The organism is Algibacter pacificus (assembly GCF_008033385.1).
Classification (GTDB): Bacteria; Bacteroidota; Bacteroidia; order Flavobacteriales; family Flavobacteriaceae; genus Algibacter; species Algibacter pacificus.
Window position 1 is genome coordinate 342584 of record NZ_VOGY01000003.1, and the last position, 13137, is coordinate 355720.

The 13137-nt window shown below is 33.2% G+C and carries 13 protein-coding genes; 10 read left to right on the top strand and 3 right to left on the bottom strand.

The features are described from left to right. Nucleotides 1-37: 37 nt before the first annotated feature. Nucleotides 38-328 carry an HU family DNA-binding protein gene (locus tag FQU21_RS06730; RefSeq protein ID WP_042496479.1) on the bottom strand — a complete coding sequence of 97 codons (291 nt, stop codon included), beginning with the start codon at nucleotides 326-328 and terminating at the stop codon, nucleotides 38-40. Between the two features lie 138 nt (nucleotides 329-466). On the opposite strand from FQU21_RS06730, the gene mutY reads away from it, so the two are divergent. From mutY to gldD, 4 genes are all read left to right on the top strand, one after another. Further along, nucleotides 467-1507, top strand: a complete 1041-nt coding sequence (mutY, locus tag FQU21_RS06735; RefSeq protein ID WP_147677229.1) for an A/G-specific adenine glycosylase — start codon at nucleotides 467-469, stop codon at nucleotides 1505-1507. A 142-nt stretch (nucleotides 1508-1649) separates the two neighbouring features. Then, on the top strand, nucleotides 1650-2099 hold the full coding sequence (locus tag FQU21_RS06740) for a single-stranded DNA-binding protein (RefSeq protein WP_147677230.1): 450 nt from the start codon (nucleotides 1650-1652) through the stop codon (nucleotides 2097-2099). Between the two features lie 51 nt (nucleotides 2100-2150). Then, the gene (locus FQU21_RS06745; RefSeq protein ID WP_147677231.1) at nucleotides 2151-3455 is read left to right on the top strand and encodes a gliding motility-associated protein GldE; all 1305 of its coding nucleotides are present in this window, start codon (nucleotides 2151-2153) and stop codon (nucleotides 3453-3455) included. 3 nt (nucleotides 3456-3458) lie between these two features. Next, a complete protein-coding gene (gldD, locus tag FQU21_RS06750) occupies nucleotides 3459-4040 on the top strand; it encodes a gliding motility lipoprotein GldD (RefSeq protein WP_147677232.1) in 582 nt (193 codons plus the stop codon). Between the two features lie 180 nt (nucleotides 4041-4220). Here the strand turns inward: gldD and FQU21_RS06755 are convergent, their stop codons facing one another. Next, nucleotides 4221-4610 carry a heavy-metal-associated domain-containing protein gene (locus tag FQU21_RS06755; protein ID WP_246124781.1) on the bottom strand — a complete coding sequence of 130 codons (390 nt, stop codon included), beginning with the start codon at nucleotides 4608-4610 and terminating at the stop codon, nucleotides 4221-4223. Nucleotides 4611-4794: 184 nt separating this feature from the next. Between FQU21_RS06755 and FQU21_RS06760 the strand changes: the two genes are divergently transcribed. The 6 genes from FQU21_RS06760 to FQU21_RS06785 all read left to right on the top strand — a co-directional run bounded on the left by FQU21_RS06760 (nucleotide 4795) and on the right by FQU21_RS06785 (nucleotide 10823). After that, a complete protein-coding gene (locus FQU21_RS06760; RefSeq protein WP_147677233.1) occupies nucleotides 4795-5247 on the top strand; it encodes a DUF4199 domain-containing protein in 453 nt (150 codons plus the stop codon). Between the two features lie 98 nt (nucleotides 5248-5345). Next, nucleotides 5346-5951 carry a 50S ribosomal protein L21 gene (rplU, locus tag FQU21_RS06765; protein ID WP_147677234.1) on the top strand — a complete coding sequence of 202 codons (606 nt, stop codon included), beginning with the start codon at nucleotides 5346-5348 and terminating at the stop codon, nucleotides 5949-5951. Nucleotides 5952-5994: 43 nt separating this feature from the next. Further along, nucleotides 5995-6255, top strand: a complete 261-nt coding sequence (gene rpmA / locus FQU21_RS06770; RefSeq protein WP_013869859.1) for a 50S ribosomal protein L27 — start codon at nucleotides 5995-5997, stop codon at nucleotides 6253-6255. 204 nt (nucleotides 6256-6459) lie between these two features. After that, nucleotides 6460-9303, top strand: a complete 2844-nt coding sequence (locus FQU21_RS06775; protein ID WP_147677235.1) for a TonB-dependent receptor — start codon at nucleotides 6460-6462, stop codon at nucleotides 9301-9303. Between the two features lie 2 nt (nucleotides 9304-9305). Beyond that, the gene (locus tag FQU21_RS06780; RefSeq protein ID WP_147677236.1) at nucleotides 9306-10322 is read left to right on the top strand and encodes a phytase; all 1017 of its coding nucleotides are present in this window, start codon (nucleotides 9306-9308) and stop codon (nucleotides 10320-10322) included. A gap of 225 nt (nucleotides 10323-10547) precedes the next feature. Then, nucleotides 10548-10823 (top strand): hypothetical protein, encoded by a 276-nt coding sequence (locus FQU21_RS06785; RefSeq protein WP_147677237.1) that lies wholly within the window; start codon nucleotides 10548-10550, stop codon nucleotides 10821-10823. A gap of 955 nt (nucleotides 10824-11778) precedes the next feature. Here the strand turns inward: FQU21_RS06785 and ahcY are convergent. Further along, nucleotides 11779-13095, bottom strand: a complete 1317-nt coding sequence (gene ahcY / locus FQU21_RS06790) for an adenosylhomocysteinase (RefSeq protein WP_147677238.1) — start codon at nucleotides 13093-13095, stop codon at nucleotides 11779-11781. Nucleotides 13096-13137: the final 42 nt, after the last annotated feature.

The following is a 13137-nucleotide window of genomic DNA, read 5'->3' on the forward strand; positions in this document are numbered from 1 at the left end:
TCCGTTTAATACTGAATCGATTTCAGTACCTGTGTTTTTATTTTACGTCTACATTTGTTTTAACGCCTTCTACAAATACTTTTGCAGGCTTAAATGCAGGGATATTGTGTGCAGGTATTTTAATGGTAGTGTTTTTTGAAATATTTCTACCTGTTTTTTCTGCTCTAGTTTTTATAATAAAGCTACCAAAACCTCTTAAATATACATTGTCTCCACCTTCTAAAGAAGTTTTAACCTCTTCCATAAATGTTTCAACAGTTGCTTGAACATCTCCTTTTTCAATCCCTAATTTCTCAGAAATTTTTGCTACTATATCAGCCTTTGTCATTATTGCTATTATTTTTAATGTTTCTATAAATTCTAAAAGGGATGCAAATATAGGGATTAAATATTCAATATTTCAAACCTAATTCATTAAAATTTAAGATTATAAACGTTTATTTTTGCAACCGCTATAAATTCAACTATGATATTTTCTAAAATTTTAATCCATTGGTACTCAGTAAATAAGCGGGAATTACCTTGGCGAAAAACCGCAAACCCTTATTATATATGGCTCTCGGAAATTATTTTGCAGCAGACTCAAGTTAAACAAGGGTTACCATATTATGATGATTTTATCACTAAATATCCTAGTGTTTTCGATTTGGCTAACGCACATGAAGACGAAGTTTTAAAACTTTGGCAAGGTTTAGGATATTACTCTCGGGCGCGAAATTTACATGCAACAGCTAAACATATAGCGAGCAATTTAAACGGAGAATTTCCAAACACCTATAAAGAGCTGTTAAAATTAAAGGGGGTGGGCGATTATACAGCCAGTGCCATAGCTTCTATTTGTTTTAACGAAGATACTGCCGTGGTTGATGGAAATGTGTACCGGGTGTTATCTCGATATTTTGGAATTTCTACAGCTATAAACTCTAGTAAAGGCGCTAAAGAGTTTAAATTACTGGCTCAAAAATTAATTGATAAAAAGCAGCCGGCAGAATTTAATCAAGCCATTATGGAATTTGGCGCCACACAGTGTAAGCCTAAAAACCCAGATTGTACGGTGTGTCCATTCAATACGAGTTGTATTGCTTTTAATAAACGCATTATTGGGGAGTTACCAGTTAAAATTAAATCGGCCAAGGCTAAAAAGAAGCATTTTAATTTTTTAGTTTTTATTTCTGATGATGAAAAAACCATTTTACAACAGCGGAAAGGTAAAGGTATTTGGCAAAATTTGTATCAATTTCCTTTAGTTGAAACGGAAAACGCAGTAGATTTTAGTGCGTTTAAATCATTAATTGAAAGTCATGAATTATTGATTAAACAAAATTTTAAATTACTCTTATATAATAAAGATGCTATTGTGCATAAATTATCCCACCAGCATCTTTATACACAATTCTGGATTGTTAAAGTGGCAAAGCTCCCTGTAGATGGTGTTTCTACTGAAAATATTCGTGATTTTGCGGTACCTATATTAATAGGTGATTTTATTGAAGCCTTTAATTTTTAAATAATTAACACTTGCAAATAATATTTTTTTGTTAATTTAGAGAAAGAATTTAGAATGCTTTTTTTAAAAAGAACAATCTATTTCGATTGGATATAAATAGGAATTATTTGTCTATTTTTGCATTCTGTTAAATTTAATATTTATGTCTGGAACATTAAATAAAGTTATGCTAATAGGGCATTTGGGTGATGAAGTAAAAATGCACTACTTTGAAGGAGGTGGCTGTGTTGGTCGTTTTCCTTTGGCTACTAACGAGACTTATGTTAGCAAGCAAACCAATGAACGGGTAACAAATACCGAATGGCATAATATTGTTGTGCGAAATAAAGGTGCTGAAATTTGCGAAAAATATTTAAGTAAAGGTGATAAGGTATATATCGAAGGACGTTTAAAAACCAGAAAATGGCAAGACGATAAGGGTAACGATAGATATTCTACGGAAATTCAATGTTCCGATTTCACTTTTCTTTCTACAAAAAAAGAAAGCGAAAATAATACAGCTAAAGCGTCAGAGCAATCCAAGCCAGCTGCCGCTAGTTCGCAAGCAGAAAGCAAATCTATTGAGGATACTGATGACGACTTACCATTTTAAAAGTGTTATCGATTTTTTCGAGACCTCTGTGTTTAACTAAAACCCAAGCTATTGGATCCTGATCCCACCAGTTTATTTAGTTTATTTGTAGCAATCGATGTTTCAGTTGCTTTAGGATACCTATTATTATTTTTGCTATTGTTCTGCTCGGCACTTATTTCTGGTGCAGAAGTGGCTATGTTTTCATTATCGAAAGCTGATATTGAGCCCGATTTGGAAGCTAAATCTAAACGTATTCAAATTGTACTTCAGTTGTTAGAGCGCCCAAAAAAGTTGCTAGCAACCATTTTAGTGGCTAATAATTTTATAAATATAGCTGTTGTTATCTTATTTGCTTATTTAAGTAGTAACTTGTTTTCGGGTATTACAAATCCTATTATTAAGTTCACCTTAGAAGTTGTTATTGTTACTTTTTTAATTTTATTGTTTGGTGAAATTTTACCTAAAATTTATGCCAGTCGTAACAATTTAAAATTTGCCAGTTTTATGGCCTATCCGCTTAAAGTGCTAGACGTTTTACTATCTCCAATAAGTTTGCCAATGCGCAGTGTAACCTTGGCTATACATAGTAAACTTGGTAAACAAAAATCGAATTTAAGTGTCGATCAATTATCTCAGGCTCTCGAGCTTACTAGTGATGATGATACTTCCAAAGAAGAACAAAGAATTTTGCAAGGTATTGTATCGTTTGGTAATACGGATACAAAGCAGGTTATGCGCCCACGAATTGATATTTTTGCTCTTAATATCGAGCAAAAATATATGGATATTATGCCCGAAATTGTAGAAAATGGCTATTCTAGAATTCCGGTTTATGAAGATAACATTGATCATATTAAAGGTATTTTATACGTGAAGGATTTACTACCCTATATTGATAGAAAACAATTTGATTGGAGTACACTAATTCGTGAACCATTTTTTGTTCCTGAGAATAAAAAATTAGACGATTTAATGACCGAATTTCAAGAAAAAAAAGTCCATTTAGCTGTTGTTGTAGATGAATATGGTGGAACTTCAGGGTTAATTTCTTTAGAAGATATTATAGAAGAAATAGTAGGAGATATTAGTGATGAATTTGATGATGAGGATTTAAAGTACTCCAAGCTCGACAATAATAATTTTGTTTTTGAAGGAAAAACAGCTTTAAAAGATTTTTATAAGATTATAAAAATTGAAGATGAAACCACTTTTGAAGATAACAAAGGGGAGGCAGAAACCATTGCAGGTTTTGTTTTAGAGATTTCGAGAAGTTTTCCTAAACTAAACAGTAAAATAAATTTTAAAAATTACGTTTTTACTATTGAAGCCTTAGATAAAAAAAGAATAAGACTCGTTAAGTTTACTATAACATAATTTATGAAAAGGTTCTGTATATTTTTATTAGCGGTATCATGTTTAGCATGCCATGAAGATTATGTGCCAAAACCAAAGGGGTTTTTAAGGTTAGAATATCCAGAAGCTAACTATTCCGAGGTTCATTTTAAAGCGTTACCTTTTACATTTCAAGGCAATACGATAGCTCAAGATATTAAGGTAAAGCCCTTGCAACAAGTAACTAAGAGTTATGGCGTAAATATTGAGTACTCTACGTTAAATGGGACTATTTTTTTAACTTATAAAGCGGTTGAAAATGATAAAAAAAGATTATACGATTTTATAGAAGATGCCCAAAAACTCACTTTAGAACACACTAAAAAAGCCGATGAAATACCGGTGTATCCTTATGAAAATAATGCGAATAAAGTTTACGGTTTATTATCGGAAGTAAAAGGAAATGTAGCTTCTCAAGTGCAATTTTATGTTACAGATAGTATAAATCATTTTATTACAGCCTCTTTGTATTTTAATACAAAACCAAATTACGATTCTATACTTCCTGCATCACAATATATCCAAAAGGATATGAAGCACCTTATGGAAACCATTAAATGGAAATAAAAAAAACGCTTCAGTTTATTAAACCAAAGCGTTATAATTTATTTTTAAAGTAAAAAGATATTAAGCTTTTTTAGCGCAACAAGCGTCTTTACAATCTACAGCGCATTCCATTTTTTTACCTTCTTTTACTCCAGCTTTGCAGCATGCTTTTTCGCATCCTGGCTCACAAGCTTTTGTGTTTTATTTTACAGTAGAGAAGGCGTCAACAACTTTCATATTTTTTACAGTATATAAATCGGCAACACTTGTAACTGTTTTGGTAAGAGATTCAGGAGACACTTTAGCTTCATCATACTCTACCATAGCTAATTTTTTATCAAAATCAACTTTAGACGATTTTACACCTTCCATTTTTGAGATTTTTTTCTCAATCGTTGCAGCGCATCCAATAGCACAAGTCATACCTTCAATAGTAAACTCCGCTTTCGCATAAGTTGCATTTGGATCCAATTTAGCTACAGACTCACTAGCGTGTTCAACTGTTTTTACTTCTGTTTTGGCTTCATTCTTACAGCTAAATGCAAAGGTTGCCATTACGGCAAGCATTAAAATATGTTTTATTGTTTTCATAAAAAGCTTTTAAATTTAATTAAACACAAAATTACTAAATACTTGTTGCTTAGCGTCTCAAATTTTGATTTTTTATGAATCTTATAACATCTTTTATGCAATAATTTTAGTTAAAAATGCATTAGATATTAATAGGAATTTATTATTTCCTGTTAATTTTAAATGAACTAAACCCAAATAAGACATGAAAAAAATAGCGCTTTCACTTCGGTTCGGGCTGGCTACAAGTGCCATATTAATAGCATATTTTTTAGTGTTGGGGCTGTTTAATTTGCATATAAATCCGCTTTATAGCTTATTTAATTTTGTAATTATTGGGCTTGGTGTTTATGAGGTCGTGCGGTTGCGTAAACTTCAAGATATAGAAACCTTCAGTTATAGTGAAGGTTTTAAAACTGGATTATTTACAGGTAGTTTTGCTACTGTTGTTTTTTCGGTATTTTTCTTAATTTATTCAACTGAAATTAATTTAGAATACCTGCCTAAACTTGTGAATTCTATGAATGGAAATTTCAATATTAATGCGGGTTTAATCACTTTTATTGTGGCTGTTATGGGCTTCACTACTACTTTAATTTCAACACTAGTGGTTATGCAACGATTTAAAATAAGTCAAAATATTTCCGAAAATAGATAAAACGTTTGTAAATTAATTAATTAGCAGTATATTTGCACCCGCTTATGGGTAAAATAAGCACATTTTATAAACAAATTAATTAATAAAAACGTTACGCTATGTACGCAATTGTAGAGATAGCAGGGCATCAATTTAAAGTTGAAAAAGACCAAAAAGTTTTTGTTAACCGTTTAGCAACAGAAGAAGGTAAGGAAGTTTCTTTCGATAACGTACTTCTAGTTGGTGATGGTGACAATGTAACTGTAGGCGCCCCAGCTATAGATGGAGCACAAGTAAGTGCAAAAATCTTAAGACACCTTAAAGGTGATAAAGTTATAGTTTTCAAAAAGAAAAGACGTAAAGGTTACCGTGTTAAAAATGGTCACCGTCAAGCTTTAACCGAAATTGTAATTGAAAGTATTGCTGCTTCTGGAGCTAAAAAAGCTGCACCAGCAAAAAAAGCTACTGCTAAAAAAGCAAAAGCCGATGACTTGAAAAAAGTTGAAGGTATTGGACCAAAAATTGCAGAAACTTTAGCTAATGCAGGTATTAGTACTTTTGCTGAATTAGCAAAAACAGATGCCGCTAAAATTTCTGAAATCATCGCTGATGTTCGTGGAAATCACGTAACAGATACATGGCCAGCACAAGCTCAATTAGCTGCTGATGGTAAATGGGATGAGTTGAAAAAATGGCAAGACGAATTAGATGGTGGTAAAGCTTAATTGCTTAACTACTTAAGTATAACAATATAAAAACCTTAAGATCATGGCTCATAAAAAAGGAGTTGGTAGTTCGAAGAATGGTAGAGAATCAGAATCGAAACGTTTAGGCGTTAAAATTTTTGGTGGTCAAGCTGCTATTGCTGGCAACATTATCATAAGACAACGTGGTAACACACATCACCCAGGTGAAAATGTGTACCAAGGAAAAGATCATACTTTACATGCTAAAGTTGATGGTCTTGTAAAATTTACTAAGAAAAAAGATAACAAATCTTACGTTTCTATAGAGCCTTTCGAAGCTTAGAAACTAAATTCTTAATAATTTAAAACCCTTTCTGTTAACAGAAAGGGTTTTTGTGTTTATTAAAATTAATGTTTTTTTTATGTTATCAACGTGTTAAATATAGATAATATATGAAGCATTATTAACATTAATTTAAAAAACACGTAATCTAGTTTGGTGTGTAGTTTTATTATTTCGTGCAGATAAAATAACTATTAACACATTATGAAAAAGAACAACGCATTTTTATTAATTGCACTATTATTTTCCTTTATAGGAATGTCTCAAGAAGGTAATATACAAGGGGTTATTACCGATAACGACGGATTAAAAGTTCCGTTTTGCAACATTATTATCGAATCATTAAAAAAAGGAGCAATTTCCGATGTAGATGGTAATTTTGTGCTTGTAGATGTTCCTGTTGGTAACCATACCGTAACAGTACGATATATAGGTTACGATGACGCTAATGCAGAAGTTATGGTATCTTCAAATGCAACCGTAACGCAGAATTTTACAATTGTTCCAAAGGCTTTAGAGCTCGACGGCGTAACTATAACGAGTTATGCTAGTGGACAAGCAAAAGCTTTAAATGCTCAAAAAAACAAGCAGAACATTACTAACGTAGTTTCCACCGATCAAATCGGGAAATTTCCTGATGCCAATATTGGGGATGCTATTAAGCGTATTCCTGGTATTACTATGCAAGTCGATCAAGGTGAAGCAAGAAATATTATTGTTCGTGGTTTAGCACCGCAATTAAATTCGGTAACTCTAAACGGTAGTCGTATTCCTTCGGCTGAAGGAGATAACCGTAACGTGCAAATGGATTTAATTCCGGCCGATATGATTCAGCTTATAGAAGTCAGTAAAGCGGTAACTCCCGATATGGATGCCGACGCTTTAGGGGGGTCTGTTAACTTAGTAACACGTACATCTCCCAATGGGTTCCGTGTATCAGCAACTGCAGGGTCGGGAGTTAATTATATTTCAAACAAAAAAATACTTAACGGATCTTTTTTATTAGGGAATAGAAGTGATAATGGAAAATTTGGATGGATGCTTTCGGCTTCGGTTAACGACAATGATTTTGGAAGTCATAACTTTGAATCTGAATGGGAAGATGAATTTGAGTATAATGCTAATGACGATGAAGATAACTTAGTTGAAGAAAACGTTAATCCGTACGTGAAAGCTTTTGAAATTAGAGATTATGTCGTTCAACGTGTACGACGTAGTTTTTCGGCTAATGTGGATTATGAATTTAATGCAAACAATAGTATTTATTTTAAATCTATTTACAACTGGAGAGATGATCGTGAAAATAGATTTAGATTAGAAAGTGAAATTTTAGATGGTGAAGATATTGCAACAGGAGATTTTACTATAGATGCCAATGGAAATTTAAGCATGTTTCCAGTTGAAGCAAAACGCCAAACAAAAGGCGGTATTGATAACAGTAGAAATAAAAATACAAGACTGGAAGATCAACGTATGCAAAATTACAATATTGGAGGTAAACATTTGCTTAATAAGCTCCAAATGGATTGGATGGCATCATATTCAAAAGCTTCAGAAGAGCGTTTAAACGAGCGTTATTTAGAGTACGAAAGCGAATATAGTATTAACTATAATAATGATTCTAGATTTCCTTTATTTACACCTGTAAATGCTAATGATGCGCTTTATAACAATTTTGAATTTGGCGAGCTAACGGAAGAAAATCAATATACCGAAGAAAAAGATTTTAATATACTAGCAAACTTTAAATTGCCTTTAAATTTGTTTAATGATGATAATGGATCGTTAAAATTTGGAGTAAAAACAAGATTAAAAAACAAAAATAGAGACAACAATTTTATAGAATACAGTCCAGAAGATTCTGCATTCGATTTACTTGGGGGTATTCCAACCCAAGACTATAGTAACCCAGATTTTTTAGCTGGAAGCCAATATGCGGTGGGATCGTTTGCTTCAAAAGAATTTTTAGGAGGGTTAGATTTAAATGACGTCGCAAAATTTGAAGCAGAAGATTTACCTGATGAATACTTAACAGCCAATTTTGATGTAGATGAAAATGTGTTTTCGGGATATGCTATGACAAACCAACAGGTGAGCGAAAAATTAAACATTTTATTAGGTGTTAGATTAGAGCATACTAGCATTAACAGTACAGGTAATGAAATTATTTTTGATGAAGATGGTGATTTTGCAGGAAGTAATAGCGTAACAGACAAAAACTCGTATACTAACATTTTACCTGGTGTACATTTAAAATACAACTTAACAGATCAAACTATATTGCGTTTTGCATGGACAAACACTTTAGCGAGACCAAACTATATCGACCTGGTTCCTTTTAGAGAAGTGAATAATGAAGATGAAGAAATTAAGTTAGGAAACTCCGAGTTAAACCCTACAACATCTATGAATTTTGATGTTATGGCCGAGCATTATTTTAAATCTGTTGGGCTTATTTCAGGCGGTGTTTTCTATAAGGATATTCAAGATTTTATTTATGTTTTTCAATATGAAGATGAAAATGATTATGATGTTTACCAACCATTTAATGGTGATAAGGCATCTATTTTAGGGTTTGAATTTGCTTTTCAACGTCAGTTAGATTTCTTACCTAGTTTTGCTAGAAATCTAAGTGTTTACTTAAATTACACGCATTTATCATCTTCAGCCGATGGTATTAGAAATGAAGATGGTGATGTGCGTACCGATTTAGATTTACCAAATACAGCTCCAAATATGTTTAACACATCGTTAGCTTACGCCGACAGAAAATTTAATGCAAGACTTTCTGGTAATTATTCTGCGGCCTATGTGGATGAAATTGGTGGGCGTGCTTTTGAAGATCGTTATTACGACAAACAATTTTTCTTAGATTTTAATGCAGGCTATAAATTTAGCAGCAACTTAAGTGTTTACTTAAGTTTAAACAATATTACCGACCAGCCGTTACGTTATTATCAAGGTGAAAAATCGAGAACCATGCAATCTGAATATTACGGGCAACGTTTAACCTTTGGTTTAAAATACGATTTGTTTAAAAGAAAATAATTATGATAAACTACAGTAAAATTGTAGCAATTAGCGGTTTAGTATTATTAGCGTCTTGTGGCAATAAGTTTCCTGAAATAGCGCCGGATGTTATTACAGAAAACACTTTGCATGACACCGATGATCCTGCTATTTGGGTGAACCCGACCGATGCGTCAAAAAGTATTATTTTTGGAACCGATAAAGAAACCGATGGTGCTATTTATGCCTTTGATTTAGACGGAAAAATTATTGAAGACAAAACCATTAGAAATATTAAACGACCAAATAATGTGGATTTGGAATATGGTTTTAAACTTAACGATTCAACCAAAACAGATATTATTGCTTTTACGGAGCGTGAAAATAAAACCATGCGCCTGTATTCGGTGCCAGATATGAAACCTTTGGACAACGGTGGGTTTCCTGTTTTTGAAAATGAAACGGAATTAGAATTTGATGCACCAATGGGGATTGCACTTTACAAATCGCCAAAAACCAATGATATTTATGCTATTGTTGGTCGGAAAAATGGACCGAAAGAAGGCTATTTACACCAGTATTTATTAACGGCGGATAGTTTAGGCGTACATGCTAAATTTGTTAGAGCTTTTGGTGCTTTTAGTGGTAAAAAGGAAATTGAAGCTATTGCTGTAGATAACGAAAATGGCATAGTTTATTATTCGGATGAAATGCACGGTATTCGTAAATATCACGCAGAGCCGTCTCAAGGTGATAAAGAAATTTATGTTTTTGGAGGTGAATATTTTAAACGTGATATTGAAGGTATTGCCATTGCAAAATATGATGACAAATCGTTTTTAATAGTGTCCAACCAACAAGCACACACCTTTTGTATTTTCGATTTAAAAACCAACGCATTTATAAAAGAGCTTAATTTGGGAACTTTAGAAACCGATGGTTGCGATGTTACTACGGTTGCTTTAGGTGATAAATTTCCTAATGGTGTTTTTGTATCTATGAATGATGAACAGAATTTTTATTTTCATGATTTGGCAAAACTGAAATTGTTAGAATAGATAATTAATAATTTTATTAAAAAGGTTGTTTGAACGGTAATATCAATTTTAGATTGAGTTACTTTTTTGAACAACCTTTTTTGTTTTAGTATAGATGTTAATATAATTGTTATATTGTTGAAAATATATTTTTAAATTATTAATTTGATAATTTTTTGCAAATTATATTGAATAATTGATTAAATTTAGACTTGTTGTATTTATATAATGTTTAACTTAATTCTTATGCCTATGTTACCTTTTAGATCTGAAATTAGAAATTCCCCAAGCAAACAAACGATTAAGATTTATTTAAGTGATCAATCGTTAGATTCTAGAATTAAAAAGCATTTGAAACACTTTAATGAAATAGAACTCGTTGAAACGAGAGAAAGTATTGGTCAGAACCGAGTAGCAAAGAATCTTACTGTGTTTTTAAAGGATGATATAGACATCGCAAAAATGAAATCTTCTATAGATTCTAGTTTGTGGTGGTATTTTGAAGAAGGGCATTTGGATTAATTTTTACAAGTATCAGTTGTTTAAGTGCTGTCTCTCTTCGGTCGACATGATTGATGATGCTATAAAAAGAAAATGCCGGAGTTATTTCGACGTAAGGAGAAATCGCATCCTAACTTGCGACTGTTGAGTCTGTTTATGTGATGTCTCTCTACGGTCGACATGACAAATAATGCTATAAAAAAAGAGAACTAGAATTACAGAAGAAGAAACATGGGCTTCTTTGTCATTTCGACGTGAGGAGAAATCACATCCTGCTTTGCCGTTGCTAGTCGGTAATTTGAGGAAGGGCATTTGGATTAATTTTTACAAGTATCAGTTGTTTAAGTGCTGTATCTCTTCGGTCGACATGATTGATGATGCTATAAAAAGAAAATGCCGGAGTTATTTCGACGTAAGGAGAAATCGCATCCTAACTTGCGACTGTTGAGTCTGTTTATGTGATGTCTCTCTACGGTCGACATGACAAATAATGCTATAAAAAAAGAGAACTAGAATTACAGAAGAAGAAATATGCGGTTTTCTGTCATTTCGACGTAAGGAGAAATCACATCCTGCTTTGCCGTTACTGGTCGGTAATCTCGCGATAGGGATTGCAGAGGCATCCTTTTTTTGCTAGCCAAAACTTGATTTTTTACTGAATTTTGTTTGAAATGGACAGATCTTGAAACAAGTTCCGAATGACTTTGCAAAAAAAGATATAGCGGAAAGCCCGGTTTATTTTGGCTTTTTTCGGCCAAAATAAAATTGCCAAAAACATATAAAACCAGTGTTCCCGATTCTTTTTAGGCGCTAATAGAAATTACATTCTGCTTTGCCTCTTGTGTGGTGTCTTCTACTGTCGACATGGCAAATGCGCATTCATGTTATAATAAAAAAATCCCAAACATATCTGCTTGGGATTTAATTTATAATTGAGATGCTGAAACAAGTTCAGCATAACAAAACGGTCGTTTTTTTAGTATCTGTAATGTTCTGGTTTGTATGGCCCCTCTACGGTTACTCCGATATATGTGGCTTGGTCTTCACGAAGTTCGGTTAGTTCTACGCCTATTTTTGCTAGGTGTAATTTTGCTACTTTTTCGTCTAAGTGTTTTGGCAACATATATACTTTGTTTTCGTATGCATCGGCATTGGTCCAAAGTTCAATTTGCGCTAATGTTTGGTTTGTAAATGAGTTAGACATTACAAAACTAGGGTGTCCTGTAGCACAACCTAAGTTTACTAAACGCCCTTCTGCAAGAACAATAATATCGTTTCCGTTAATGTTATATTTATCTACTTGTGGTTTAATAGTATCTTTTGTGTTACCGTAGTTTTTATTTAACCATGCCATATCGATTTCGTTATCGAAATGCCCAATATTACATACAATAACTTTGTCTTTCATGGCTTCGAAATGACGCCCTTGGATGATATCTTTATTTCCTGTAGTGGTGATAATGATATCTGAATTTGCAATAACGGTTTCTAATTTTTTAACTTCAAAACCATCCATAGCTGCTTGAAGTGCGCAAATTGGGTCTATTTCTGTAATGGTTACAATAGATCCAGCTCCTTTAAAAGAGGCTGCTGTACCTTTACCAACATCCCCATAACCACAAACGGTTACACGTTTACCAGCAAGCATAATATCGGTTGCACGACGAATAGCATCTACTGCAGATTCACGACATCCGTATTTGTTATCGAATTTAGATTTTGTTACCGAATCATTCACATTAATGGCAGGCATTGGTAATGTTCCGTTTTTTACACGCTCGTAAAGACGGTGCACTCCAGTTGTTGTTTCTTCTGAAAGTCCGTTAATTCCTGCTGCTAATTCTGGGTATTTATCTAAAACCATGTTGGTTAAATCGCCACCATCATCAAGAATCATGTTTAATGGTTTTCTATCTTCTCCAAAGAAAAGGGTTTGTTCTATACACCAATCAAATTCTTCTTCTGTTAATCCTTTCCACGCATATACGGCTGTTCCTGCTGCTGCAATGGCTGCTGCTGCTTGATCTTGCGTAGAGAAAATATTACAAGAACTCCAAGTTACCTCAGCACCTAAAGCTTGTAAAGTTTCTATTAAAACTGCGGTTTGTATGGTCATGTGTAAACATCCAGCAATTCGTGCGCCTTTTAATGGTTGTGCTTCACCATACTCTTCACGAAGGCTCATTAAACCTGGCATCTCTGCTTGGGCTAATTCTATTTCTTTTCGTCCCCAAGCTGCAAGAGAGATATCTTTAACTTTGTTAGCTACGTAAGGAATTGTTTTTGTGCTCATATTAGTTTTCTTTTTTATTTAAAACTTAAACAAGGATTGCGA

What these genes read in the sequence shown, in the direction of transcription:
- FQU21_RS06755 (WP_246124781.1), bottom strand. Translation starts at nt 4,610, where the DNA reads ATGAAAACAATAAAACATATTTTAATGCTTGCCGTAATGGCAACCTTT.
- FQU21_RS06785 (WP_147677237.1), top strand. Translation starts at nt 10,548, where the DNA reads ATGCCTATGTTACCTTTTAGATCTGAAATTAGAAATTCCCCAAGCAAA.
- FQU21_RS06730 (WP_042496479.1), bottom strand. Translation starts at nt 328, where the DNA reads ATGACAAAGGCTGATATAGTAGCAAAAATTTCTGAGAAATTAGGGATT.
- gldD (WP_147677232.1), top strand. Translation starts at nt 3,459, where the DNA reads ATGAAAAGGTTCTGTATATTTTTATTAGCGGTATCATGTTTAGCATGC.
- rplU (WP_147677234.1), top strand. Translation starts at nt 5,346, where the DNA reads ATGTACGCAATTGTAGAGATAGCAGGGCATCAATTTAAAGTTGAAAAA.
- rpmA (WP_013869859.1), top strand. Translation starts at nt 5,995, where the DNA reads ATGGCTCATAAAAAAGGAGTTGGTAGTTCGAAGAATGGTAGAGAATCA.
- ahcY (WP_147677238.1), bottom strand. Translation starts at nt 13,095, where the DNA reads ATGAGCACAAAAACAATTCCTTACGTAGCTAACAAAGTTAAAGATATC.
- mutY (WP_147677229.1), top strand. Translation starts at nt 467, where the DNA reads ATGATATTTTCTAAAATTTTAATCCATTGGTACTCAGTAAATAAGCGG.
- FQU21_RS06740 (WP_147677230.1), top strand. Translation starts at nt 1,650, where the DNA reads ATGTCTGGAACATTAAATAAAGTTATGCTAATAGGGCATTTGGGTGAT.
- FQU21_RS06760 (WP_147677233.1), top strand. Translation starts at nt 4,795, where the DNA reads ATGAAAAAAATAGCGCTTTCACTTCGGTTCGGGCTGGCTACAAGTGCC.
- FQU21_RS06775 (WP_147677235.1), top strand. Translation starts at nt 6,460, where the DNA reads ATGAAAAAGAACAACGCATTTTTATTAATTGCACTATTATTTTCCTTT.
- FQU21_RS06780 (WP_147677236.1), top strand. Translation starts at nt 9,306, where the DNA reads ATGATAAACTACAGTAAAATTGTAGCAATTAGCGGTTTAGTATTATTA.